25 protein-coding genes and 1 pseudogene are annotated in these 19,734 nt (G+C 63.8%); 13 read left to right on the plus strand and 13 right to left on the minus strand.

Annotation, left to right across the window (positions count from 1 at the left end; genetic code table 11):
* Positions 1 to 3: 3 nt before the first annotated feature.
* Positions 4 to 903, plus strand: coding sequence for an NAD(P)-dependent oxidoreductase (locus IX761_RS21420; protein WP_194791506.1), 900 nt, complete (start codon positions 4 to 6; stop codon positions 901 to 903).
* Positions 904 to 1,248: 345 nt separating this feature from the next.
* Positions 1,249 to 1,527 (plus strand): hypothetical protein, encoded by a 279-nt coding sequence (locus IX761_RS21425; RefSeq protein WP_194791507.1) that lies wholly within the window; start codon positions 1,249 to 1,251, stop codon positions 1,525 to 1,527.
* Positions 1,528 to 1,537: 10 nt separating this feature from the next.
* On the opposite strand, the gene IX761_RS21430 is transcribed toward IX761_RS21425, so the two are convergent.
* From IX761_RS21430 to IX761_RS21460, 7 genes are all read right to left on the minus strand, one after another.
* Entirely contained in the window at positions 1,538 to 2,587 is a 1,050-nt protein-coding gene (locus IX761_RS21430; protein WP_194791508.1) for an AraC family transcriptional regulator, read from the minus strand.
* Positions 2,584 to 3,777 carry an AraC family transcriptional regulator gene (locus IX761_RS21435; protein WP_323744595.1) on the minus strand — a complete coding sequence of 398 codons (1,194 nt, stop codon included), beginning with the start codon at positions 3,775 to 3,777 and terminating at the stop codon, positions 2,584 to 2,586. The genes IX761_RS21430 and IX761_RS21435 overlap by 4 nt, the downstream gene beginning before the upstream one ends.
* A 47-nt stretch (positions 3,778 to 3,824) precedes the next feature.
* Positions 3,825 to 5,474 (minus strand): acyl-CoA synthetase, encoded by a 1,650-nt coding sequence (locus IX761_RS21440; RefSeq protein ID WP_194791509.1) that lies wholly within the window; start codon positions 5,472 to 5,474, stop codon positions 3,825 to 3,827.
* 96 nt (positions 5,475 to 5,570) lie between these two features.
* Complete coding sequence (locus tag IX761_RS21445; protein ID WP_194791510.1) at positions 5,571 to 6,338, minus strand: SDR family NAD(P)-dependent oxidoreductase; 768 nt, start codon at positions 6,336 to 6,338, stop codon at positions 5,571 to 5,573.
* Positions 6,338 to 7,510, minus strand: coding sequence for an acyl-CoA dehydrogenase family protein (locus tag IX761_RS21450; protein WP_194791511.1), 1,173 nt, complete (start codon positions 7,508 to 7,510; stop codon positions 6,338 to 6,340). The genes IX761_RS21445 and IX761_RS21450 overlap by 1 nt, the downstream gene beginning before the upstream one ends.
* Positions 7,511 to 7,559: 49 nt before the next feature.
* Complete coding sequence (locus IX761_RS21455) at positions 7,560 to 7,916, minus strand: DUF6285 domain-containing protein (protein WP_194791512.1); 357 nt, start codon at positions 7,914 to 7,916, stop codon at positions 7,560 to 7,562.
* Complete coding sequence (locus IX761_RS21460; RefSeq protein WP_194791513.1) at positions 7,913 to 8,971, minus strand: phosphotransferase family protein; 1,059 nt, start codon at positions 8,969 to 8,971, stop codon at positions 7,913 to 7,915. Before IX761_RS21460 ends, IX761_RS21455 begins: the two co-directional genes overlap by 4 nt.
* Positions 8,972 to 9,170: 199 nt before the next feature.
* Here IX761_RS21460 and prpR point away from each other — a divergent pair, with 199 nt between their 5' ends.
* Positions 9,171 to 11,117, plus strand: a complete 1,947-nt coding sequence (gene prpR, locus IX761_RS21465) for a propionate catabolism operon regulatory protein PrpR (RefSeq protein ID WP_194791514.1) — start codon at positions 9,171 to 9,173, stop codon at positions 11,115 to 11,117.
* Between the two features lie 138 nt (positions 11,118 to 11,255).
* On the opposite strand, the gene IX761_RS21470 is transcribed toward prpR, so the two are convergent.
* The 3 genes from IX761_RS21470 to IX761_RS21480 all read right to left on the minus strand — a co-directional run bounded on the left by IX761_RS21470 (position 11,256) and on the right by IX761_RS21480 (position 12,637).
* Complete coding sequence (locus IX761_RS21470; protein ID WP_194791515.1) at positions 11,256 to 11,636, minus strand: termination factor Rho; 381 nt, start codon at positions 11,634 to 11,636, stop codon at positions 11,256 to 11,258.
* Between the two features lie 90 nt (positions 11,637 to 11,726).
* Entirely contained in the window at positions 11,727 to 11,987 is a 261-nt protein-coding gene (locus tag IX761_RS21475; RefSeq protein WP_194791516.1) for a hypothetical protein, read from the minus strand.
* A gap of 416 nt (positions 11,988 to 12,403) precedes the next feature.
* The gene (locus IX761_RS21480; RefSeq protein ID WP_194791517.1) at positions 12,404 to 12,637 is read right to left on the minus strand and encodes a PLD nuclease N-terminal domain-containing protein; all 234 of its coding nucleotides are present in this window, start codon (positions 12,635 to 12,637) and stop codon (positions 12,404 to 12,406) included.
* Between the two features lie 354 nt (positions 12,638 to 12,991).
* Between IX761_RS21480 and IX761_RS21485 the strand changes: the two genes are divergently transcribed.
* The 5 genes from IX761_RS21485 to IX761_RS21500 all read left to right on the plus strand — a co-directional run bounded on the left by IX761_RS21485 (position 12,992) and on the right by IX761_RS21500 (position 15,295).
* Complete coding sequence (locus tag IX761_RS21485; protein ID WP_194791518.1) at positions 12,992 to 13,459, plus strand: hemerythrin domain-containing protein; 468 nt, start codon at positions 12,992 to 12,994, stop codon at positions 13,457 to 13,459.
* 161 nt (positions 13,460 to 13,620) lie between these two features.
* Positions 13,621 to 13,902 carry a hypothetical protein gene (locus IX761_RS27210; protein ID WP_228533820.1) on the plus strand — a complete coding sequence of 94 codons (282 nt, stop codon included), beginning with the start codon at positions 13,621 to 13,623 and terminating at the stop codon, positions 13,900 to 13,902.
* A gap of 74 nt (positions 13,903 to 13,976) precedes the next feature.
* Positions 13,977 to 14,375, plus strand: coding sequence for an NUDIX domain-containing protein (locus IX761_RS21490; RefSeq protein ID WP_194791519.1), 399 nt, complete (start codon positions 13,977 to 13,979; stop codon positions 14,373 to 14,375).
* A gap of 144 nt (positions 14,376 to 14,519) precedes the next feature.
* Positions 14,520 to 15,020 (plus strand): DUF4142 domain-containing protein, encoded by a 501-nt coding sequence (locus IX761_RS21495; RefSeq protein WP_194791520.1) that lies wholly within the window; start codon positions 14,520 to 14,522, stop codon positions 15,018 to 15,020.
* A 23-nt stretch (positions 15,021 to 15,043) separates the two neighbouring features.
* A complete protein-coding gene (locus IX761_RS21500) occupies positions 15,044 to 15,295 on the plus strand; it encodes a hypothetical protein (protein WP_194791521.1) in 252 nt (83 codons plus the stop codon).
* Positions 15,296 to 15,326: 31 nt separating this feature from the next.
* Here the strand turns inward: IX761_RS21500 and IX761_RS21505 are convergent, their stop codons facing one another.
* From IX761_RS21505 to IX761_RS21515, 3 genes and pseudogenes are all read right to left on the minus strand, one after another.
* Complete coding sequence (locus tag IX761_RS21505) at positions 15,327 to 15,497, minus strand: DUF6021 family protein (RefSeq protein WP_194791522.1); 171 nt, start codon at positions 15,495 to 15,497, stop codon at positions 15,327 to 15,329.
* A gap of 205 nt (positions 15,498 to 15,702) precedes the next feature.
* Positions 15,703 to 15,798, minus strand: a pseudogene (locus tag IX761_RS21510) (exodeoxyribonuclease III); the annotation flags it as partial.
* A complete protein-coding gene (locus IX761_RS21515) occupies positions 15,795 to 16,037 on the minus strand; it encodes a hypothetical protein (RefSeq protein ID WP_194791523.1) in 243 nt (80 codons plus the stop codon). The pseudogene IX761_RS21510 and the gene IX761_RS21515, both read right to left, overlap by 4 nt.
* A gap of 251 nt (positions 16,038 to 16,288) precedes the next feature.
* Here IX761_RS21515 and IX761_RS21520 point away from each other — a divergent pair, with 251 nt between their 5' ends.
* The 5 genes from IX761_RS21520 to IX761_RS21540 all read left to right on the plus strand — a co-directional run bounded on the left by IX761_RS21520 (position 16,289) and on the right by IX761_RS21540 (position 19,409).
* Positions 16,289 to 16,579: a hypothetical protein gene (locus tag IX761_RS21520; RefSeq protein WP_194791524.1), complete on the plus strand. Its 291-nt coding sequence runs from the start codon at positions 16,289 to 16,291 to the stop codon at positions 16,577 to 16,579.
* Positions 16,580 to 16,641: 62 nt separating this feature from the next.
* Positions 16,642 to 17,193, plus strand: coding sequence for a type 1 glutamine amidotransferase domain-containing protein (locus IX761_RS21525; protein ID WP_194791525.1), 552 nt, complete (start codon positions 16,642 to 16,644; stop codon positions 17,191 to 17,193).
* Between the two features lie 130 nt (positions 17,194 to 17,323).
* Positions 17,324 to 18,157, plus strand: a complete 834-nt coding sequence (locus tag IX761_RS21530; RefSeq protein ID WP_194791526.1) for a phytanoyl-CoA dioxygenase family protein — start codon at positions 17,324 to 17,326, stop codon at positions 18,155 to 18,157.
* Positions 18,158 to 18,173: 16 nt separating this feature from the next.
* The gene (locus IX761_RS21535; RefSeq protein ID WP_194791527.1) at positions 18,174 to 18,590 is read left to right on the plus strand and encodes a RidA family protein; all 417 of its coding nucleotides are present in this window, start codon (positions 18,174 to 18,176) and stop codon (positions 18,588 to 18,590) included.
* Between the two features lie 150 nt (positions 18,591 to 18,740).
* Positions 18,741 to 19,409, plus strand: coding sequence for a TetR/AcrR family transcriptional regulator (locus tag IX761_RS21540; RefSeq protein ID WP_194791528.1), 669 nt, complete (start codon positions 18,741 to 18,743; stop codon positions 19,407 to 19,409).
* Positions 19,410 to 19,734 lie beyond the last annotated feature (325 nt).

Below are 19,734 nucleotides of genomic sequence, written 5' to 3' on the forward strand. Positions count from 1 at the left end.
ATCATGCAAAACCCAGTTGATGCCTGTTCAGGCTTTGACGTATCCGTTGTGGGGCTTGGGGCCATGGGCACGATCATGGCGCAAGCGTTGCTCAAGCAAGGCAAGCGGGTAGCGGTATGGAATCGGTCGCCCGCCAAGGCACAGGCGCTCGTGGCTGCCGGCGCCCACCTCTGCGACAGTGCGCACGCCGCGCTCGCGGCGAGCCCGGTCACCATCCTGGTGCTGCTGGACAATGCGGCGGTACTGGAGGTTCTGGGATCTGCCAGCGTGACCCCAGCACTGGCCAACCGCACGGTCGTCAATTACACCACCGAATCCCAGGAAGAGAGCATGGCGCTCCAGGCGCTCGTCAACCGTGCGGGCGGTCACTACGTCAAGGGCATGATCGTGGCCTACCCGCGCAACGTCGGCCACCCCGAAAGCTACTGCATCCATACCGGCGAGCGGCAAGCCTTCGAGCAGCATCGCGCACTGCTGCAAGTGCTGGCCGGCCATACCCTGTTCCTGCCCTGGGAGGAAACCTACGCGTTCGCCGCCCTGCTGCATGCCCATTCGTTTGCCGCGATGGTGGCGTTCTACGAAGCCGTGGGCGCCAGCCAGGCGTTTGGCATGCCGGTTGCCAAGATGGCCCGGCTGATCCTCGACACTTCGCGGTTTTTCGTCGCCGATGCACTTGAAGACGCCGTGCAGCGCTTGGAACAGCAAGATTTCGCCGGTGACCAGGCAAGGCTCGACGTGCACGCCGGTGCCTTCGCAGAGATTGGCCAGGCCATGCAGGCAAGCGGTGCCTGGACGCCGGTGTTCGACGCCGTGTGCCAGGTGGGTCATCGGGCAATGTCGATGGGTTATGGCGATCGGGACATCGTGGCCGCCACTCAGCTGTTCGCGCCTGAGATCGCATGAGGGCCACCAGGTGCATGCCGACAGGTTTGCAGCGCCCATGAGATCGAGCGCCGCCCGCGCGGCGCATCGCTGGCAAGCCAGCTCCCACATCTGTTTCGGGCCAATTATATCTGTGAGGTCTTCACTGTCCGCCTTGGTGCATGCCTGAGTATGGTGGGGCGGCATCAGCGCCAACGCTAAAACCGCGTCGTACAGACAAGGCGGACAGTGGAGATGGACCAGGAGTAACTGGCCCGNAACANATGTGGGAGCTGGCTTGCCAGCGATGCGCCGCGCGGGCGGCGCTCGATCTCANGAGCGCTGCAANACTCCCGCCGAACACTTGGCGGCCCTCACGCGAACACCTTGAAAGGGATGGCCTTTAAAAGCCGCACGAAAGGGTTGTTTTGTGGCGCACTTTATCAAGCTTTTGCCGGCGCCACGGACCAGACTCGACAGCAACAACTACAACAAAAAACGCTGGAGGCTCCTATGCGCCGCTTTGGTTTTATCCTGGCTACCCTGACGCTGGCCATGTTCCTGACCGCCGTCTACGCCCCCAAACCCGCAGTCGCCAATCGCGCAGCGGCAGCGCAGATGGGGCATCCGGTCGCGAGCATTGGTGAGATCTTCAGGGGTTATTAGGCCTCAAGCTCTACAGTCGCCTGCGCCCTCTTCCCAGCAGCCGTGGCTGCCGCTGTATGCCCTGGGCCTTCTGCCAGTTCAGCGGGCTCATGTTGTGCCAGCGCTGAAAGGCCCGGCAAAAGCCACTGGTGTCGGAATAGCCGAGCAGCCTGGCCAGCTCGCCGATATCGACCGAAGGCTTGGCCAAATACGCGTGAGCCATACCCTGGCGGACGTCCTCAAGCAGTTGCTGGAACGACAAGCCCTCACGCGCCATGGCCTGGCGCAGTTGGTTCGGGGTCAACGCCATGATGCTGGCCACCTTCTGCGCCGTGGCCCGGCCGCTGGGTAGCAAGTGCTGCAGCAACTGCTTGATCTGGCTGGCCAGTTCATCGCTGCTCAACGGCTCCAGGCGCTGCATGCTCCTCACCACCAGTTGCTGCAACGCTTCATCGCAGGTGGCGCACGGCTGCGCCAGCACCGACGACTCGAACACCAGGGCCAGGCCAGGTGCGTCGAAGGTCACCGGCATGCCCAAGGCCTGCGCATACAGCGCGGTATCGGCACTGGCCGAATGGCGCAGCCATATGGCAGTGGGATGCCAGTGGGGGCCCAGCAGTGCGCGCATCAACTGAATACCGGCCGCACAGGCCAGTTCTTCTGCCTGGCGCACGCCAGGTGCATCGGTCTGATGCACCTGGTAGCTGAGGATCACCTGCCCGTTTTCACTGTCCAGCCCTACCTCGGCGGCGGCATTGTACAGCGCGTAATGGTTGCGCAATTCCAGCAGCGCGTCGCCCACCGTACGGGCATTGCGCAGCACGTGAAGCAGGTCGCCGAACACGCTCGAGGCCTGGAACAAGCCATAGTGCAAACCGAACAACGGGTTCCCCGACTGTTGGCTGCAGGCCTCCAGCAAAGCGCAATATTGCTGGTAGGGGAACAGGCTGTCCTCGTCTTGCAGGCTTTGCAGCGGCAAGCCGATCTGCTTGAGCATCCGTGCCGGATCAAGCCCTTGCCGGGTGGCGAAATCGTGGAACCCTACAAGGCTGAGCGCGCGAACCAAAGGCACTGTGGTCATGTTGGCCAGGCCCTCGCCGGTGGCGGCGTGGCATCCCTGGCATGCTGATCGTCCTGCCCACGTTGCAACTGGCGCCTGCATTGTTGCGCACTGATGCCATGCCAGCGGCTGAACGCCCGGGAAAACGCGCTCAACTGGGTGTAGCCCAGCAGCTCTGCCACCTGAGTCAGGTTGATCGAGGCATCACGCAGCAAGCGCATGGCCATTGCCTGGCGCGTCTTGTCCAGCAGTTCCTGATAGCTCGTGTCCGCCATTAGTAGATAGCGCTGCAGGCTGCGCGGGCTCACATTCAAATCCGCAGCAACCTGTTCGATCGTGACCCGCCCATGGGGCATCCGGCTGCGAATCAGCTTTTGAACGTGCCACGGCAGGTCCTGCAAAGTGATATCCGCCAGCTCCTCTTGCAGCTGTCGCATCAGTTGCGCGAGCCGCTCATCCTTTTCGCCAAGCCCCACGTCCAGCAGTGACGCATCGAACACCCAGGCGTTTTCCCGGTTGCCGAAACGCGGCGTGATACCCAACAAGCCGCGGTACGCACCAGCCGCCACATCAGCGGCCGTGTGGCTCAGCAGCATGCCGAGAGGGTGCCACTGGCCCTTGAGCAGGCTCTGCATCAGTTGCGCGGTCATCCCCATCGCCAACTCCACGGTCTGCCGTATGCACGCAAGATCGGCATCGGTGACCTGATACAACAACCGTGCATGACCGGCCTGGCGTTCGAGGCGAAACTCCGCTGCGCTGCTGTGCACGTGGGAATAGCGGCTCAATGCGCTCAGCACATCGCCCACGCTGCCCTCGTTCTGAATGACATGCAGCAGGCTGCCGATACCGCGCATACCGTGTTGCAGGCCGAACTGGAGCCCGAACAACGGGTTGCCGGCGCGTTGCGCGCACGCCTCCAGCAGGGCGCTGAATTGCCGGGCAGCGAGGGTTGCATCAGGATCGACAGGGCCAAGCGCGCACTCTGCCAGCAGGGCATGTGCATCCAGCCCTTGCGCCGTGGCGAACTCGTCGAAACCCAGTAACGCGGTACCGCGGATATAGGACGTCATCGTTGAAGCCCGGGGATGAGTGGCGGTGGTGCCTATGGACACGCGACTTGCCTGTATTTTGGCGGATAGTGTGAAGTTTTTGTACGCCTGGATGGAGCAGACTCCAACGGGCCAGCGGCTGACCGCGAGGGTGACCACGCATCCCCCTGCGGTCGGCCGCTGCGTCGTTCATGGCGCAGGCACGCTCAACCCGTCTTGTCGGCAGCCGCCTGCTGTTGCCGTGCCCATTCGCGCAGGACGAACTTCTGGATCTTGCCCGTGGCGGTCTTGGGCAGCTCCCCTAGCGAAACATGGCGCGGCGCCTTGAAGTGCGCCAGGTGCGCACGGCACCAGCGGATCAGGTCGTCACCGGTGATAGCGGCCTGGGCATCGCCGCGCAGGGTGACGAAGGCATGGGGGGTTTCGCCCCAGCGCGAATCCGGGCGCGCCACCACGGCGGCCTCGACCACCTCGGGGTGCTGATAGAGCACTTCCTCGATTTCCAGCGAACTGATGTTCTCGCCACCGGAAATGATGATGTCCTTGGCGCGGTCCTTGATTTCCACGTAGCCATCCGGGTGCAACACGGCCAGGTCGCCGGTGTGCAGCCAGCCACCGGCCAGGGCGCTGCGGGTGGCCTCGGGGTTGTCCAGGTAGCCTTTCATCACTGTGTTGCCGCGCACCACCAGTTCCCCCACGGTGAGGCCGTCGGCCGGCACCGGCCGACCGCTGTCGGCATCCAGCACCGTGGCCTCTTCGAGCATCGGGTGGGCAACGCCCTGGCGGCTCATGAACCGCGCGCGGGCCTCCAGGGGCAGTTCGTCAACGCCCGGCTGCCACAGGCACAGGGTGCTGGGGCCGTAGCTCTCGGTCATGCCGTAGGCGTGGGTGATGATGAAGCCGCGGGCCTCCATGGCGGCGATCACCGCGCTGGGTGGCGCGGCGCCACCGGTGATTACCGCCACCGGCCCGCTCGGCGCGCCGGCGTGCTCGGCATGGATCAGCATCGACATCACCACCGGCGCGGCGCTCAGATGGGTCACGCCATGCACGGCAATCGCCGCGTGGATCGCTTCAGGCTGGACCTTGCGCAGGCACACGTGGGTACCACCGGACAGGGTCACCGCCCAGGTGTGGCTCCAGCCATTGCAGTGGAACATCGGCAGGGTCCACAGGTAGACGCTGCGCAGCCCCAGCTGGAATATCAGCGCCCCGGCACAGGCATTGAGGTAGGCGCCACGGTGATGCAGCACCACCCCCTTGGGGTCGCCGGTGGTGCCGGAGGTGTAGTTGATGGCAATCGACTGCCATTCGTTCTGCGGCGCGCTCAGCGGCCTGGCCGGGTCGCCCTGGGCCAGGAACGTCTCGTAGTCCAGGTCGTCGGCCAACTCGCCCTGCGCGACCGTATCATCGTCGATACCCACCAGCAGTGGCGGTGTGTCGAGCATGGCCAGCGCCTGCTGCACCACCGCGCCAAACTCACGGTCGCAGATCAGTACCTTGGCCGCGCAATGGCGCAGGATGAAGGCGATGCTGCGCGCCTCCAGGCGGATGTTGATGCACACCAGCACGGCCCCCGCGCCCGGCACGCCATAGTGCGCCTCGAGCATCTCGGGGATGTTCGGCGCCAGTATCGCCACCCGCTCGCCCGGCTGCACGCCGACCCGCTCCAGCGCACTGGCCAGGGCGCGGCTGCGCTGGTGCAGTTGCTGGTAGCTGTAGCGCCGCTCGCCATAGACCACGGCATCGCGCTGCGGATACACCTGGGCGGCGCGCTTGAGGAACGACAACGGTGACAGCGGTACATGGTTGGCTGCGTTGGGGGCGAGCTCGTGCTCGAAGGTCGGGTGAGTCATCACTGCCACTCCATCGACAGGTTATCCAGGCATTGAAGGTACATACACATCTCCTGCTTATTGTTGTTGTCGCCTCAGGCTTGGGTCCGGGCCAGCTCACAGGCTGCTGCACAGATGCCCGCCATCGACCACGATCTCGGTACCGCTCATGGCCCGCCCGGCATCGCTGGCCAGCAACAGCAAGGCGCCATCCAGGTCCTGCGGCTGGCTGAAGCGCCGGCTCGGGATGCGCGCGCGCAGCTTCTCCCCAGCCTCGCCGGCCAGGAACGCATCGTTGAGCTCGGTCATCACATAGCCCGGCGCCAGAGCGTTCACCCGGATGCCGTGGCGCGCCAGCTCAAGGGCCATGGCGCGGGTCAGGTGGGCAAGCCCGGCCTTGGCCGCCAGATAAGGGCCGACCGCGCCGGCCACGCGGCTGGCGAGGATCGAGGTCACATTGATCAGGCTGCCGCCCTGCCCCGCGGCGACCATCCGCCGGGCGCATTCCTGGGCCACGGTCCAGGCACCCTTGAGGTTGGTGTCGAGCACCCGGTCCCAACTCTGGTCGTCGCAGACCAGCAGCGGCTGGCTGTCGCTCACCCCGGCGTTGTTGACCAGCACATCCAGCGGGCCGGCGGCGTCGAGTACCCGGCACACATCGTCGCGGCAGGTCACATCCAGGGCCAGGGCCCGGGCGCGACCGCCGGCCAGCTCGATGGCCTCGACCAGGCTCTGCAGCGGCGCCAGGCGCCTGGCCGTCACCACCACCTCGGCGCCGGCCGCCGCCAGGGTGGTGGCGAAATGTCGGCCGAGGCCGCTGGATGCGCCGGTCACCAGGGCGCGGCGCCCATCGAGGGCGAACAATCGGGCAACGGTCGGCTGCATCAGTGGGCTCCATGGCGCTGGTCGAGGAGTTTCTTCGCCAGGCTCATGCGGTGCACTTCGCTCGGGCCGTCGTAGATACGGAACGGACGAATGTCGCGGAAGATCCGCTCCACCACGGTCTCCCCGGTCACCCCGCGCCCGCCCAGCACCTGTACGCAGCGATCGACCACCCGCCACAGCGCCTCGGCGCTGATCACCTTGGCCATGCTCGAGTCGACATTGGCGCGTTGGCCCTGGTCGAGTACCCAGGCGCAATGCCAGACCGCCAGACGTACCACATGCAGGTCCATCATGTTGTCGGCCAGCATGAAGCCCACGCCCTGATGCTCGCCCAGCGGCTTGCCGAACGCGTCGCGGGTGCGCGCGTAGTCGCAGGCAATGTCATGGGCCCGTCGTGCGGCACCGAGCCAGCGCATGCAGTGGGTCAGGCGCGCCGGGGCCAGGCGCACCTGGGCATAGCGGAAGCCCTTGCCGATCTCGCCGAGCACATCGCTGGCCGGCACCCGCAGGTTGTCGAAGCGCAATTGCCCGTGGCCACCCGTGAAGCAGCTGTCCAGGGTATCCAGCTGACGTTCGTGGACGATCCCTTCACGCTGCATGTCGGACAGGAACATCGTCGCCGAGCCATCTTCCATGCGCGCCATGATGATGGCGAACCCGGCGCCGTCGGCCCCGGTGATCAGCCATTTGCGGCCGTTGATCAGGTAGTCGTCGCCATCGCGGGTGGCGGTGGTGCGCAGCATCGACGGATCGGACCCCGAGCCCGGCGCCGGCTCGGTCATGGCGAAGCACGAACGCACGTGCCCCTGGACCAAGGGCCGCAGCCAGCGGTCCTTCTGCGCTTCGGTGGCCACCACGTCCATCAGGTGGATATTGCCTTCGTCCGGGGCATGGATGTTCAGCGCCACCGGGCCCAGGGGCGAGTAGCCGGCCTCTTCGAAGACGATGGCCTTGGCCGCATGGCTCAGGCCCAGTCCACCCATTTCACGGCTGGCGTGGGGCGTCAGCAGGCCCGCGGCCTGGGCGCGGGCCTGCAGGTCCCGACGCAGGGCGTCGCTGGGCCCATGGGCATCCTGGCGGGGGTCGTTTTCCAACGGGATGACCTGTTCGGCAATGAAAGCGCGGGTTCTGGCCTGCAGTTCGAGCAGTTCGTCTGGGAGGGTGAAGTTCATGAGAGTCCTTGTTCGTGCTTGTCGGTCTTGAGATAGGGGTTCGCCGCGCTCAGCGCACGGCCTTGGGGTTACTGATCGCCAGCCGGTCGAGGGTCACCCGGCGCAGTGTCTCGACCAGGGCAAGCGTGCTGTACGGAGCGTCATGGCGACCTTGGCGAATCGCCCGCGCCAGCTGGCGTCGGGCTTCCTGCAACGACGGCGCGGGCGCATCGATCAGTGCGGCCAGGCGCGCCTGCTCCTGAAGGCTGACGGCGGCGTCCAGGCGGTTTTCCCGGGCGGCGATGGCCATGGCATTGGCGATCATCAGCGTCGGGTAGCGCAGCTCGCCGGGCAGCGCCGGCAACACCTGCTCGAGCAAGGTCTGGCGGGCGATTTCGAGGAGTTCGTGGGCGTGCGGCTGGGTCATGGCGCATCGGCTCCGGTCATGTTCAGGATGTCGAGTTCAAGTTCGGGCAGCAGGCGCGCGGTCAGTGCCAGCTCCAGGGAAGGCTCTTCGCCGGACAGGTGGCGCTGCCCCTGCTGCAGCGCGATCACCGCCCAGCGCAGGGTCGCCATGACCTGCCAGTAGTGCAGTTGGCGGGGCTCGATCCACAGTGGCGAGACCTGGTGGTAGCCACGCAGGAAGTCCGCCAGCTGGCCGATGCCACCGGCTTCCAGGTCAGGGCGGGTGAAACGCCAGCAGGGGGCGGTGAACCAACCGAGGTCCTCGCAAGGGTCGCCCCAGCCGGTGAATTCCCAGTCCAGTACCGCTTCCAGCCCCTGTTCACTGGCCAGGTAGTTGCCAGTACGGTAATCGCGATGCAGCAGGCACAGACGGCTGTCGCGCGGGGCATGCAGCTCGCACCAGCGCAGCCCCCACTCCAGTGCCGGATAAGCATCGTCGAGGGTATCGAGGTAACGCCGGTAGGCATCGACGGTGGCCAGGGCCGGCGAACGCTGGGGGACGGCCAGGAAGTCCAGTGCCGCGTTCGGCGGGCGGATCTGATGCAGGCGCGCAAGGTTAGCGCCGAGCTGCTCCGCCAGCCGGGCCTGACCGTGGGCGCCCACACCTGCGCTGAGCAACCGCCCGGCCGCGACACCCGGCACATACTCCATCAGGAAGAACACCCGCCCATGGACCTGCGTATCACCACACAGCCACAGCGGCCGCGGCACTTTCACCCCGGCCTGATGGGCTACCTGCAACACGGCGAACTCCTGGGCACGGTCGAGGCTGGCCGGCAGCGCGGACAGCGCGTCGCTGCGCAGCACCCAGCGCCGGGCACCGGCCCAGGGGCCGCCCTCGATCAGCAGTTCGAGCAACCAGTTTTCCTGGATGGCACCGCCGCTCAGGCGCTTGCGGGTTTGCATGACAACGCGCGTTGCCGTTGCCTGCTCACGGATGAACTCGACAAGGCGCTGTTCATCGGTCGCGACCGCGACCGTGTCGCCTGCCGGACACGTCGTAGAAGAACTGCTCATGAATCAATGATCCTGCCTTAGGTTTCAAGTGGGCAGGTCAGCTGGAGCAACGCCTGGGCCAACTTTGCCTGGATCACCTGAAGGCCTTGTCATACCTGGCCTGCAGCGGATCACGGGAAAGGCTGGCGAAGCGCTGCATTGCATAGATGAAACGAATTAGTTCAGGATGGAAACACTTCAACTCTGAACAGGCGCCGCCATGCACTCCCCCACCTCCCAGGTCGTCGTGCTGATCAGCCACCTGCAGCCCCCCAAGCAACGCAGCCGCCTCGCGCACATGGTGGCCGCGCTCGCCGCGGACTATCCCGACACCCACATCGAAGTGCTCGACACCTCGGTGACCGAGGCGTTGCAAGTCGCCCGCGAACTGGAGTTGCGCGGCGAAGCCGACGTGTTCATTTGCGCCGGGGCCACTGCCGCCTACCTGCGCAAGCACCTGGCGCGCCCGGTCCTGACCATGCGCGTGGGCGGCGATGACCTGCTGCGGGCGCTGGGGCAGGCGCGCGAGCATGCCTCGCAAGTGGCCTTGCTCAGCTACCACCGCATCGACCAGGGCCTTAAGGCCATGGCCGCGCTTTTCACGGTGCAGGTTCACCAGGCCGCCTACACCTCCCTGGAAGAGGCGCGCCAAGCGGTCGAACAGGCCGCCCGGCTGGGATGTCGCAGCATCATCGGTTCCTCGACGGTGGTGGAGCTGGCGGAACAGGCAGGCCTGCACGGCGTGCTGTCGCTGAGCGAGGACACCGTGCGCAAGGCGCTCGAAGAGGCCCTGGGCATTCTCGACAGCCAACGGATCGAGATCGCCAAGCGCCGGCACTTGAACGCCGTGCTGCAACACATCCCCACGGGGGTGGCGGCGGTCGACAACCAGGGCGTGGTGCAGTCGCTCAATCCGGCCCTGGCCCACCTGCTGGATTTGCCACTGAGCGCAGCGCTGGGCCGTCCGCTGCAGCAGCTGTGCCCGGAACTGGACTTGCAACAAGCGTTTACGGACGGCGGCGAGGAAAACCGGGTGATCCGGCTTGGTTCACATGCAGTGGTCAGCAACCTGCTGCCGATCCTCGAGAACGGCCAGCGCACCGGCCTGGTCCTGACCTGCCAGGACACCACCGCCGTGCAGCGGGCGGACCAACGCATCCGCTCCACCCGCCGCCCCGGCGCCTTCACGGCCCGCTATCGGCTCGAACAGCTCGATGGCAACAGCCGGGCCAACCGCGAAATGCTGCAGTTGGCCAGGCGTTTCGCCGCCAGTCATTCAACCATCCTGATCACCGGTGAAAGCGGCACCGGCAAAGAACTGCTGGCCCAGGGCATCCATAACGAGAGCCCGCGTCGGCAAGGCCCCTTCGTCGCCATCAACTGCGCAGCGTTCCCCGAGTCACTGCTGGAAAGCGAACTGTTCGGCTACGAGGAAGGCGCCTTCAGCGGCTCGCGCAAGGGCGGCAAACCCGGCCTGTTCGAAGTGGCGCACCGCGGCACGCTGTTCCTTGACGAGATCGGCGACATGCCCGTGCCGCTGCAGACGCGCCTGCTGCGTGTGCTGCAGGAGCGCGAGGTGCTGCGCCTGGGCGGCACCGAGCCGATCGCGATCGATGTACGCATCATCGCCGCCACCCATCAGGACCTGAGTGCCGCGATACAAGATGGCGATTTTCGTACCGACCTGTATTACCGGCTCAACATCCTGCGCCTGCAAACCACCCCCTTGCGCGAGCGCCCCGAGGATATCGCCCTGATCTGCCGGGGCATCAGCCAACGCCTGTTGGTCCAGGGCCAGCCGCCGGGTGCGGCGGATGTGCCAGGCGCCCTGCTGCCCTACCTGACGCGCCATGGATGGCCGGGCAATGTGCGTGAGCTGGAGAACGTGATCGAGCGCGCGATGCTCTCGGCCCGCGAACTGCTGGGGGAGCATGGCGTGGATGAACAGTACCTGGCGCGGGTGCTACCCGAGCTGTGCGCCAGCGCCCCGCCGACCAGCCGTGCCAGGCCCTCCCGGGAGTCGGACCTGCACAGCATCGGCAAGGCCGCTCAGCTGCGTCATGTGCAGGAGACCCTGGACAATTGCCAGGGCAATCTTGACGAAGCGGCGCGGCAGTTGGGCATCAGCCGGACCACGTTGTGGCGACGGCTCAGGGCAGCGCGGTGAATCGGTATTGCGCCAGCCGCTGACGATAAGCTGAATCAAGACTGGTGCGCCCTGCCACCTACGCAAAGGTTGGCCGGTGCCGGAGTTTCCAGCAATTTAAAGTGCGCTCCTCGACGCAAAATCGCCAAAGCCCCTGTCTCATCCCTTTTCTTGTAATGCCTCAATCAGCTCTACCTTGGTCATGCGGGAGCGGCCCTTGATCTCTCGGCTGCGTGCTTCTTTCATGAGGCTTTGCTTAGTCTGGCTTTGCAGTGACGAAGCAGATGTGCGTGCGTGGCCCTGACGCGTTTTCGCAGCGCGCTTGGCCGAGTCGGCGCGGGCAGCCTTCTTCTCGCTCGAAGAGGTCTTGCTGCCCGAGCCACCGGGCTTTTCCCCGCCGCCGGACTGCTTGTTGACGGTGGCCCAGGCGCGCGACTCGGCTTCATCCTTGGACACGCCCTTCTGCTCGTAGCTGTGCTCGATATGCTCGGCCTTGCGCTTTTGTTTGTCGGTGTACTTGCCCTTCTCTCCACGAGGCATGGCAATCACTCCTGAGTGGGTATGGCACAACGGTTGATTGCCGGTCGAAGCGCGTAGTGCGATTGGCTGGACGAATGGCGCAATAGCCCTTTATCGATGGGCGAGAACATGATAATCCGCCCCGGCGACTGCCTTCATGAACGCCCGATCAGCAAGCCGACGCAGGTCTCGCCACTCGGTCCACGCAATCAAGTGCAGCCGGTCCATTTCGTCGGCCTGGCGTAGCAACTGGTCGTGATAGGTGCTTGGGCAATGTCGGCGCAGAGCATGATCGTCGTAGGTTTCGAACCATCTGTTGATGGCGGCAAGCCGACATTGCGCCGGCGTCATCCGCTCAGTGAAGGCATTCATCACGGGCTGTCCTGCTTTGTTTGACAGAAGAGCCCGGCCAGCGCAGAGGGTTCCCTGCAACAGGTTCGACGGTCCGCTGGCATGATTCCACTCGCGTGGCATCTGGACCGACACCCGGCCGTCATCGTCGCAGCAGCGGCCATGGGGTTCATGGTGGGTAAACGACGATAGCGCGCCCATCAAGCCTGGCCGTCTATCCCGGCCTTCATCTTGCACACGGGTGCGGCACATGCAGCATTACGGTTTCCTACGCCCCTTGCCACGCGCCACTTGCTGCGCGGTGGAATCGTGGGAGGTTCCGGCCGAGCCATCCGGCCGGTGGGCATCATTGTCCCGCTCCGCTTCACCTTGGGTTTCTTGGGTTTTCGACCTGACCGGGTTCGTATTCGCTTCAGATGCCTTGCTCATGGTTCACCTTACCCTTTGCTATGTTCGGGCGATGTCGGGCCGGTGCCACGCTTGATCCCTCTCGGGCCCGCGACACCCCATATGGCCAGGCCAATGATCGGCAACATCACCAACAGCAACGACCACATCACCTTGCTGGCGTCGGACTTGTCGCTACGGAACACGCTGACGATCGCCCACAGGTCGAGCAGCAGAATGATCGCCACCACGGCGATCCAGAAATACGTGACAGGATCGGTCATGACCGCTTCTCCTTCCGTTGATTCGATCGCAACATGCAATCGACGGCTATACAGCAAAGAAGCTCGACCGTTGCCAAAGTTCAGGCCCATCAGCCCTGTCGAGACCGGCGGGATCTGCTGAACCAATGGCAAGCGCAAAACACGTTGTGAGTGGGTACCAACGGCTACCGACCACGACCTCGACGCGCTGGTCCACCTCAAGGACAACCAACTGGTCCTCACCACGGCCGAATGAGCGCAGGTTGTCGCGCTGCCCACTGCTGCCGATCATCGTCGCCATGGAACCGTCGCAGCAAAGGCCTGCTCCATCCCCAGGCGAGGTCCACCTTTCATCGCCTGCATCGAGGTAACGCCATGAACGCTATCGACCTACTGGTTGAAGACCACAAGTTGGTGAAAAAACTGCTGGAAGAGCTGGCCGCCACCACCGAGCGAGCCGTGAAAAAGCGGGCCGAACTGCTGCACCGCATCGAGCAGGAGTTGCAGGTCCACACCGCACTGGAGGAACAGATTCTCTACCCGGCCATCAAGCAGGCCGGTGGCAAGGAAGAAGCGAAGATGTACTACGAGGCCAAGGAGGAACACCGCACCGTCGACGCCCTGGTACTGCCGGACCTGTTGCATACCGAAACCGGCACCGTGGAATTCGCCGGGCGAGTGAAAGTGATGAAGGAGCTGCTGGAGCACCATATCGAGGAAGAGGAAGGCGAGTTGTTTCCAACCGCCAGGAAGCTGTTGGGCAAGGCGGTACTCGAAGAATTGGGTAACACCATGCAGGCGCAGAAGAAAATGCACAAGGGTGAGCAGCGCGCGGCAATGTAGAGGTTCCAGCCGGTGGACCAGGTCCGGCCCGTTGCCGGTTCGCTTCGCGCCGAATTGCGCCTTGAACAGGCCTTGGGACCATTGGTCAGGCTGGTTGCTACTTCGCTTGATCCGTTACCTCTCCACCCGGTCGAAATTGAAACGGATCAGTGGAGGTGAACATGCGCATCCGAGGCAAGAAATACCGGGAATGGGCAGGTGTCCATATCCACGTCAGGGTGCATGAAGAAGTGTTTTCGGACGGGACCCTGCTCGAGGTACAAACGCGCTTGTCTCGGACCGGCGCCACGCAGTTGTTCATCGGCATCTACGCGCCCTCGGGAGAAGCCATTCGTGAGGAAACCTATGGCAGCCGCCCTGGTGAGACCCTTGCAAGGGCTTTGGCGTGGGGCGTAGAGCGCGCGAGGCAGATTGCCTCAGAACCATCGAGGCCCGCTGCCTAGCTTGCCTGGGATGGTGGAAACTTATCCCAGCATTTGTCGACGAAACCCTTTGCCGCCTGTTTCTCTGGAGCCCCATGAAACCAACCAAGCCCCGCGCCACCGTCATCTGTCGCCTGGCGCGCGGCAGCCGAAAATGGCTGTGGGTCAGGCGCATCAAGTCAACCTGGACGTTACCCGGTGGCAAGATCGAACCGGGCGAAACCCCTGTACAGGCTGCACAACGGGAACTGCTCGAGGAAACAGGGCTGTACACAGAAGAACTGGCACTATTGATGCGCTACGAATCGGCCAAGCGCACCCATTACATTTTCGAAGCCGTACTGGCGCGCAACCCTCACCCTCGCGCCAATAACGAGATAGCCCGCTGTCGCTTTGCAAGGTTTAGGCAGATGAGGCTAATGAGTCGGGAAATGCGTGAAGTGATCCAGGTTCTGCTCGAGTGTGATGCCGCACTCGCCGCATCATTGCGCTGATCCCCCTCCCAGGGCCACTCGGGCTTGATGCCGCGGTAACGCATGGACCGCATGACAGCAGGCAGAAAAACTAAACCTTTACCCCCGCCTGCGGCTCCACCGTATGCGACACCGACGTCGCGCCACCGATAGCAAGGAGTCAACATGAGCCATTCATTGTTCAAGTATGCAGGGCTGTCACTGATCCTGGGCATGGCATCCTGGCAGGTGCAGGCCGCCTCGTCCGACGACTTCGTCGAGGCTGCCAGCGAAGCAGGTATCGCCGAGGTGGTCACCGCCAACCTGGCGTTGGAAAAAAGCCAGAGCGCCGATATCAAGACCTTCGCCCAGCAGATGGCCAGCGACCATGCCAAGGCCAATCAGCAGCTTGCCGAAATCGCCCGCAAGCTGGACATCAGCGTACCCGACGAAGCGGCGCTGACCGACAAGGTGAGGAAGATGATCCTCGAATGGCGCGAGGCGTCGTTCGACAAGTCCTACGTCAACAACCAGGTCGATGCCCACGAAAAGGCCGTGGCGCTGTTCAAGAAAGAAGCCGCCTCGTCGGACAAGGCTGAATTGAAGGCATTCGCCAGCCAAACGCTGCCGACCCTCGAGCATCACTTGGAGCAGGCCAGAGCGCTACAAGCTACCCACGGCAAATGATCTTCACACACGCGAGGCCCGCCATGGCAAACGATGCGTTGCGCTCGGAAATCCTCACTCGCCTGCTGCATGCCCACCCGCAAGGCCTGGGCAAGGAGGTGCTGGACAACTACCGCGGCGAGCTAGCGGTAGCAGGCATGCTCAAGACGCTGCAGGATCATGGGCTGATCCAGGATGGCAGCGTCGCGGTTGGCGACGACCATCACGTCAGCGTGAACTACCCCATCAAGCTCTCGGCAGCAGGAGTCGAAGCTGCCAAGCAGGTGGAGCACTGAGACCGGGGCCGCTAGGCGGCCCCACGCTCGGCTAGTGTTTTTCATCGTCCCTGGGCGGCTTTGCAGCCCCTTGCGGATCGACCTGTGGGTCTTCCAGATCGGGGGAGTCAGGATCGAACCCAAGGTCGTGCTTGGGATTGGCCTGCTCGGATGAGTGCGGGCCTTGTGGCGAGCCGGTGGGGGTATGTTCTGGCTTGGTCATGGCGGTCTCTCCTGGGTATGTCCATAGAAGAAAGCACCCACCCCGAGAAGTTTGATTCGATGTGCAGCGCACTGCGCGGCGGTCCGCGTCGGGCAGCTCAAAACGCCCTAAACCCGAGCACGAAGTGGTGCCAATTCGCCCCAGGCCGGCGCGTGGTCGCTGGCCTTGCTTTCATTACGCACCCAGGCATCGCCCTCGCCCAGACGATATCCGGCTGCTCCCGCGCAAGCCAGGTCATTAGCGCCGGGAGGCGGCTGCGGATGCCATTGATGTTGAACGTGGCGATCTTCAACACGGTCATGCATCCGGGTCGTTGACGCGGGCTTGCACGGCGTCCTCAAGCGCCCGCAGGTGGGCCTCGTCCGCCAATGTCTTGAGTGCCAGCCAGTCGTCCCAATCGATGGCGCCATCGTCACGCAGGGCCTCGGCCGTGCGAACCAGCTCATGATGGTAAGCGTCTGGCGACTCGCGTCGGTAGCTGATGTCGTCGTACTGGGCATACCAGGCTTCGAGCTGGGCAATACTGCGTTCGATACTCACAAGCCATTCCTCTGGGCACCTTTTGCCTGTGTGAGTGCCGTGCCAGGTCAATGTTCAACTTGTACGGCCCAGCATCCGGCCAACGGGCACAAGGTTGAACCACCCGCCAACAGGTATTCACTCGCTAAAGGTTGGGCCAGGGGTCGTTAAAGCGCCTCGTCCGAAAGCTTGAAACCATTTGCAGAGGGCTGCACCGCTGCAGCGTCACAGTTGAACACAGGCGTTCTGTGTTTCATCTGAGGTAAACGATCATGGCTAACAACCAAGACAAAGGCGCAGATCAAGGCGGCACCGCCAAGCCCCAGGTAGGCGATACCGGGCAGCAAGGGGGCCATGGCTCCGGTGGTGATATGCCCGGCCAGCAGAGAGGCGGCCAGCAACCGGGACAGAAACCCGAAGACAAGATGAACAAGGATTGGGACAAGGACCGCGACACCGGTCGCCAGGGCGGGCGCCCGGACGACCTCGGTGACAGGGACAAGCCTTCCGATACGGGGGGCATGGGTGGGCAACAGGGTCAGCAAAGAGACCAGGAACGCTGATCCGACGCGGTACCGGGCGGCGTTCGCCGCCCCGGTACCCTCTACTACAAGGAGATGCAGCGATGAATGCACCCCTCAATGGCAAACGCGTGGCCTTCCTGGTCACCGACGGTTTCGAACAGGTCGAACTGACCGGCCCTCGTGAGGCGCTGGAGCAAAAGGGCGCGATAGTGGACATCCTGGCCGATAAGGATGGCGCTGTCAGAGGCTGGAATCATGACAAACCCGCCGATGAGTTCGCCGTCGATGCCACGTTCGAAAGTGCCCACCTGGACCTCTACGACGCACTGGTATTACCTGGCGGGGTGCAGAACGCCGACACGATACGGCTGAACCCAGGCGCGCAGAAACTGGTGAAGAGCCACGACTCGGCTGGCAAGGCACTGGCGGTAATCTGCCATGGCGCATGGTTGTTGGTGTCGAGTGGTTTGGCCAAGGGTAAGCGAATGACCAGCTACAAGACCTTGCAGGACGATATTCGCAATGCGGGCGGCAACTGGGTGGATGAAGAGGTGGTCGTGGATGGCAACTTGATCAGCAGCCGCCAGCCAGCTGATATTCCCGCCTTCAATGATCGACTGATCAGCGCTTTGGCAGCCTCAAGCGCCCGCTGATCCGGCCTGGCATCAATGAGTGTCGCCCCACATCAAAGACACTACCAATTTAAAATAACAAACGTTGCGCAAACTTATGCTGCTTGCTAGGCTCCTGGTCACCACGCAACAAAAGGCCAGGAGAACAGCCATGCAAGACTCACTGAGCAAAGCGTTTCATGAAGAGGGTGCGGTGCTGGTCAAGGGCCTGTTGAGCCCGCTGCAATTGCAGCGCTGCCGGGAGGCCTACGACTGGGCCGTGCTCAACCACGGCCCGCATGCCACCCGGATGTTCGCCGGGACCACCCAGCAATCCCACGTCGACAATGCCAACCCCCTGGCCAAGCAACGGCTCGAAGCGCTGGTTGCGGGCCTACCATTGGGCCAGCTGTTCGCCCGCATCTGGGGCTCGAAGAATGTCTGGTACTTCGCTGAAGAAGTCTTCCTCAAGGCCGGCGGCCAGGGCGCCAGAACCCTGTGGCACCAGGACACCTCCTACCTGCCCTGGGCCGGCAACCACTGGGGCAATGCCTGGATCAGCTTCGATGCCGTGCCCCAGCGCAATGCGCTGGAAATCATCCGTGGCTCCCACCGCGGGCCACGCTACGATGGCACCACGTTTACCGACCCCGACGACCCGACCCAACCGCTGCACGGCAAGGGTGCCCTGCCGCGCTTGCCGGATATCGAAGCCGAACGTCGTGTGAACCCGCAGGCCTACGACATCCTGTCGTGGGCCACCGAGCCGGGTGATGTGGTGCTGCTGCACCCGGGTTCCTTGCACGGTGGCGCCCCCGTCGATGCAGACTTCCCAAGCAGACGCACCTTCGTCTTCCGCTTCTTTGGCGATGACGCCACGTTCAGCCCGCTGCCGGCAGACAGCCAGGCCGGCTACCCACCGCAAGGCGTGCTGTTCACCCAGGAACTCGAGCATCTGGCTGCGGGAGCCCCCTTCCGCCACCCGACCTTCCGCCAAGTCGTCTGAGCGAGGCACACCCAGGATGACCAACAACCTCAAGCGCCAGTCCATCAACCCGCCTGCAACCCAGGCCTTCTACGACAACTTCCATTTCTCCCAGGCTACCCGCGTGGGTGACTTGATCTGGGTGTCGGGGCAAGTGGGGATAGACCCGGCAATGAAGCCTGGCGACGGTATCGTCGAACAGTCGCACCTGGCGTTCCAGTCGCTCAGGCAAGTGCTCGAAGAGGCCGGGGCCAGCCTGGCCGACGTGGTCGAGTTGACGACCTTCCATACTCAGCTGCAAAGCGATATGCCTGAGTTCTCGCGGGTCAAGGACGCGTACTTCCCCGATCGCTACCCCTCCTGGACTGCGGTTGGCATCACCCAGCTGGCGCTGGAGGCACTGCGCGTCGAGATTCGCGCCGTGGCGGTCGCCGGTTGCGGCAACCCGGATTGACCTATCCCCCTCTGGCGGGTGCGGACGCGCCGCACCCCGCCGTACCAGGATGTTTTATTCGCGCAACTTCTCTATGCTGGGGCTCATTTCGTCCGCATCGACACCCGTGAACGGGTTCTTTCAATCGACTCCGACATTTCTTGAGCGCCCATGCCAGATACCAAAGCCCGTTCCAAAGCCGCCACTTCCAGCGACTGCGACATCGCCCCGGAACCCGTAGCCCGACGAGGCAGGCCTGTCGGCGATCGCGACGCAAAACGGGCCGAACTGCTGACGGCGGCAATCGCCGTGATCGCCCAGGAAGGCTATGCCGGCGCCTCCATGCGCAAGGTCGCCAAACAGGCCGGCTGCACCACCGGGGCGGTGACCTACTACTTCGCCAACAAGGAAGAAATGATCGGCGAGGTGGCGCAGAACCTGTTCGACCAGGTCGACATGCTGCTGGAGTCCAACCAGGCCCAGATCGACATTGCCTCCCTGCTGCGCCAATGGCTGCAATGGGTCAGCTCCGACGAGTCGACCATCTGGCTCTCCTGGCTGCAGCTGCTCGCCCACGCCCGGCACGAGCCGGTGTTCGCCGACATCATCAGGCAGCGCTACGCAGGCTTTCGTCAGGTGTTCACCGTGGTGATCGAAAGGGGCCAGGCCCAAGGCAAGATCCGCGTGGACATTGCTGCGGATGTGCTGGCCGACCAGATCAGCACGATCTGCGATGGCTGGCTGATGATGCTGCCTATCGAACCGGAGCGTTTCAGTGCGCAGCGTGGCCAGGCGTTGTTGGATGCGCTGATTATGCTGATTGCCCCGCCAAGGTCCTGACGGCTACCGCATGAGGGCGGCCATGCGCTTGTCGATGGTTTTGCAGCGTACTTGAGATCGAGCGCCGCCCGCGCGGCGCATCGCGGGCAAGCCCGCTCCCATCTGTTTCGGGCCAGTTACTCCTGGTCCATCTCCACTGTCCGCCCTGTTTGTACGACGCGGTCTCTGCGTGGACGCTGGTGCCGCCTCACCAGACTTGAGGCATGCACCAAGGCGGACAGTGAAGACCTCACAGACATAATTGGCCCGAAACAGATGTGGGAGCGGGCTTGCCCGCTCCCACATCTGTTTCGGGCCAATTATGTCTGTGAGGTCTTCACTGTCC

Origin of the sequence: Pseudomonas sp. UFMG81 (assembly GCF_015354575.1) — a bacterium.
In the GTDB taxonomy this organism is placed as follows: Bacteria; Pseudomonadota; Gammaproteobacteria; order Pseudomonadales; family Pseudomonadaceae; genus Aquipseudomonas.